Consider the following 3,954-nt stretch of genomic DNA (forward strand, 5'->3'; position numbering starts at 1 on the left):
GCGACACAGTACGAGGAGTACGAAGCTTGAAGCCCCAGGTCGGATGGAAACGCGCAGCGGTGGCCCTGGTCGCTCTGACGTTGGTTGCATGCTCATCGTCGGAGTCGGGTTCGGATGCCAGCGGGTCGTCGTCAGAGCCGCGACCCGGCGGCGAGATCACCGTCCTGACCAACAACTTCGCCACCGGATGGGTGTCGAGTAAGTCGGCCAGCAACCTCTACGAGGCGCAGGTGTGGGGGCAGATCGCGGACAAGTTCGTCTACACCGACAACGACGGCAAGGTGTTCCCGTGGCTTGCCGAGAGCTGGGACGTCAGCCCGGACGGAGCGGAGTACGTACTGCACCTGCGACCGGGCGTGACGTTCTCCGACGGAACGCCCTTCGACGCCGAGACCGCCGTCGCCAACCTGAACATCTGGTCGAAGGGTGACCCAGACCGGGGCATTGCCCGAGTCTCCCTGTTTCCGAACAGCTTCAAGTCCGCCGATGCGATCGACGCCCAGACGGTGAAGGTCACGTTGTCGCGACCCGATCTCGGGTTCATTCCCACTCTCGGCTACCACGGCGCAGTCGTCCTCAGCAAGAAGACGCTCGCCTTGAGCGTCGATGAACAAGGCGACCTGTCCAACGTCGTGGGATCGGGCCCGTTCGTGGTGAAGTCATGGGCGCCGAATCAAGAGGTGGTTCTGGAGAAGCGACCGGATTACGATTGGCCCGCCGCAAATGCGCAGCACCAGGGACCGGCGTACCTGGATTCGATCACGTTCCGCGTCGTACCGGATGACCTGCAGCGCGGGACCTCCGTCGAATCGGATCAGGCACACATCGCCCAGAACGTACCGCCCGAGGAACTCGCGGCAGCCAAGGCCGAGGGATTCGTGGTGGAGACCCCGCGCTTCTTCGGCGCCGCTCACGGCCTTCAGCTGAGGCTATCGGCCAAGCATCTCGACGACGTCAAGGTGCGGCAAGCGATCCAACACGCCATCAACCGGAACGAGATCCTGAAGACCGTCTACACCGAGGATTGGCTACCGGCGACCACGATCTTCAACGGCAACGTGCCAGAGGCAGTCGACCTGTCGGACCACTTCGCCTTCGACAAGGACCGAGCCGAGCAGTTGCTCGATGAGGCGGGGTGGACCGAGGTCGGCGCGGACGGCATCCGCGTCAAGAACGGCGAGCGGTTGAGCTTCTTCGCCGTGCCGTCGCCGTTCGTGAGCACGTCCAAGTTGGAATGGGAAGTCATCGCACAGCAATTCAAGGCGGTGGGAATCGAAGTCACTCTCCGCAACGCCGATGTCAGCGCGTATGCCAAGTACGGCACCGACGACACCCTCCCGTTCTACGAGGCACACAACAGTCTGGTCGACGCTGGCGCCAGCTCGTATGCCCAGTGGTCCAGCAAGGGTGCCAACCAGTTCCGTGCCAACGACCCCAAACTGGATGCGTTGCTCACGGGCTTCAACCTCGAGCAGGACCCAGCGAAGCGCAAGGCGTTGGCCGCCGAAGTTCAGGAGTACATCCTCGACCAGGCGTACTTCGTTCCACTGGAGCAGATCTCGCAGGGCACCTACCTACAGTCGCCGAAGGTTAAGGGGGTTGTCTTCAATGTCGTCGCCCGACCCTGGTACTACGACACCTGGCTTGACCAATCCGCTTAGCGTCGCCGTCGCAGACGCCGGAAGTCGCCGACCACTGTCTGCGCGTTGGCCTCAGGTGGAGATCAACCCGTACCTGAAATACGTTGTGGCTCGGCTTCTTCAGTCGGCAGTGGTGATTCTGCTGGCCTATCTGGTCATCTTCTTCGTCGTCACGATCATTCCCGGTGACCCCATCGAGAACCAGCTCCGCAGCCCGGAGAACGACTACACCGAAGCCGAGATCCGCCAGATCTCCAGTTTCTACGGCCTCGACAAGCCCGTCGTCGAGCAGCTCGTGGTCGCGTTGGGCAGGTTCCTCACCGGTGATCTCGGGGTCTCGCTGACGTCCAACCGTCCGGTGGCGACGATCATCGCGGAGGCTCTACCGTCGACGTTGACGCTCGCATCGCTGGCAGTGCTGTTCTCCTTAGCCCTCGCCTTCGCGATCGGCTTCGGCGCCGTGTTCCTACCGCCCCGGTGGGGCGGGCGCCTGCTGCGGATGTTCCCGTCGCTGTTTCTCTCCGTCCCGAACTTCACCATCGGGCTGCTCATCATCGAATTTCTGTCGTTTCAACTTGGCCTCTTCACACTCAGCGATCAACACGGCGTCTACGCCGCCGTGTTTCCCGCCATTGCCCTGGCGATCCCGGTGTCGGCGCAGCTCACCCAGGTGCTGATCACCAGTCTGGACACGGTGCGTCGCCAGCCGTATGTCACGGTCGCCGTTGCCAAGGGCCTCTCACCAGGGACGATATTCGTACGTCAGCTCCTCAAGCCATCATCGCTTCCCGTGGTCACCGTTCTGGCCCTGACCATCGGTGAGGTGCTGGGCGGGTCGGTCATCACCGAAGCGGTGTTCGCGCGCAAGGGAATCGGCAGTGTGGTGGAAAGCGCGGTCTTGAGCCAGGACGTCCCCGTTCTCCTGGCTGCGGTCACGCTCGCCGCGGCGGTGTTCATCGCGATCAATCTGCTGACCGACCTGATCTATCCGGTGCTCGACCCCCGTCTGCGGGCGACCTACGTTGGGGCGCAGAAGGTATCGACATGACGGTGCAGGCAATCGGTGACGTGCCGGTCACGCGCGACGGTGATGGTCTCTCTCGAGGTGTACTTCGTCGGGCCGCGGGGAACGCCACGCTGTGGCTATCGGCGGCAGTCTTGCTCACCGTCGCCCTGTGGTCGGTGGCACCGGGCTGGTTCACCGAACACGACCCCTATACCGGGATCACGGTGAATCGCCTGCAGCCCCCCAGCGCCGAACACCTCTTCGGCACGGATCAAATCGGCCGAGATCTCCTCACCCGCATCATCTATGGGGCATCCGCGTCGGTCTCCAGCGCCATCATCGCCGTCGCCATCGCGCTGTTCGCCGGTTCTGTGATCGGACTCCTCAGCGGATTCATCGGCAGCTGGGTCGACCCCATACTCACGCGGGTCGTCGACGTGTTGTTGGCGATACCGAGCTTTCTGTTGGCGATCATCACGGTGTCGGCGCTCGGCTTCGCGACCGTGAACGTCGCGATCGCCACCGGAGTGTCCGCGGTGGCGGTGTTCGCCAGGGTCATGCGCTCGGAAGTGTTGCGGATCAAGCACCTCAGCTTCATCGAGTCGTCGTACCTGATCGGCGGCACCAAACACTACGTCCTCATCCGCCACGTTCTGCCGAACGCGTACCGCAGCGTCTTCCATCTGGCGGTGCTCCAGTTCGGACTCGCGATCATCGTGATCTCGGGGCTGGCGTTCCTGGGCTACGGTGACCCGCCGCCCTCCTCGGAGTGGGGCCTGCTGGTGGCAGACGGCAAGGAATACATGAAGCGTTATCCCTGGCTCGTATTCGCTCCCGCCGCAGTGATCGCGGTTACGGTGTTGTCGCTGTATCGGATCAGTCGCATCTTCGGGGACAGAACGTGACGATCCAGCAGACTCCAGCCTCCGAGGAGACCCCGACGAGACACGCACCGGCGGTGCTGACCGTAGCGGATCTCACCGTGTCCTACGACGACAACACCGTCGTCCAGGGCGTCTCGTTCGACGTCCCACCCGGATTGACCGTCTCACTCATCGGCCGCTCGGGTTCCGGGAAGTCGACGATCGCCAACGCCATACTCGGCCTGCTCGATCCACACACGTCGCGGGTGCGCGGTAGTGTGCGTTTTCGCGGCGAGGAGATCCTCGCGCTCCGCGCCAAGGAGCTGCGTAGGCTCCGTGGCAGCGAGATCGGTTTCATCCCTCAGGATCCCGGCAGCGCACTGAATCCGGTGCGGAGAATCGGCGCCCAGTTCGACGAAGTGCTGCGCCACGCGCAGCCCGGATC

At 63.4% G+C, this 3,954-nt stretch carries 4 protein-coding genes; all 4 read left to right on the forward strand.

The window, feature by feature from the left end:
* Positions 1–26: 26 nt before the first annotated feature.
* Positions 27–1,661 carry an ABC transporter substrate-binding protein gene (locus ACRDUX_RS07450; protein WP_526412486.1) on the forward strand — a complete coding sequence of 545 codons (1,635 nt, stop codon included), beginning with the start codon at positions 27–29 and terminating at the stop codon, positions 1,659–1,661.
* Positions 1,645–2,688: an ABC transporter permease gene (locus tag ACRDUX_RS07455; RefSeq protein WP_526412488.1), complete on the forward strand. Its 1,044-nt coding sequence runs from the start codon at positions 1,645–1,647 to the stop codon at positions 2,686–2,688. The genes ACRDUX_RS07450 and ACRDUX_RS07455 overlap by 17 nt, the downstream gene beginning before the upstream one ends.
* Positions 2,685–3,551: an ABC transporter permease gene (locus ACRDUX_RS07460; RefSeq protein ID WP_526412490.1), complete on the forward strand. Its 867-nt coding sequence runs from the start codon at positions 2,685–2,687 to the stop codon at positions 3,549–3,551. The genes ACRDUX_RS07455 and ACRDUX_RS07460 overlap by 4 nt, the downstream gene beginning before the upstream one ends.
* The coding region (locus ACRDUX_RS07465; protein ID WP_526412492.1) for an ATP-binding cassette domain-containing protein at positions 3,548–3,954 on the forward strand (407 nt) is incomplete at its 3' end. The genes ACRDUX_RS07460 and ACRDUX_RS07465, both read left to right, overlap by 4 nt.

Source organism: Mycobacterium sp., assembly GCF_050701675.1.
In the GTDB taxonomy this organism is placed as follows: Bacteria; Actinomycetota; Actinomycetes; order Mycobacteriales; family Mycobacteriaceae; genus Mycobacterium.

What these genes read in the sequence shown, in the direction of transcription:
- ACRDUX_RS07460 (WP_526412490.1), top strand. Translation starts at nt 2,685, where the DNA reads ATGACGGTGCAGGCAATCGGTGACGTGCCGGTCACGCGCGACGGTGAT.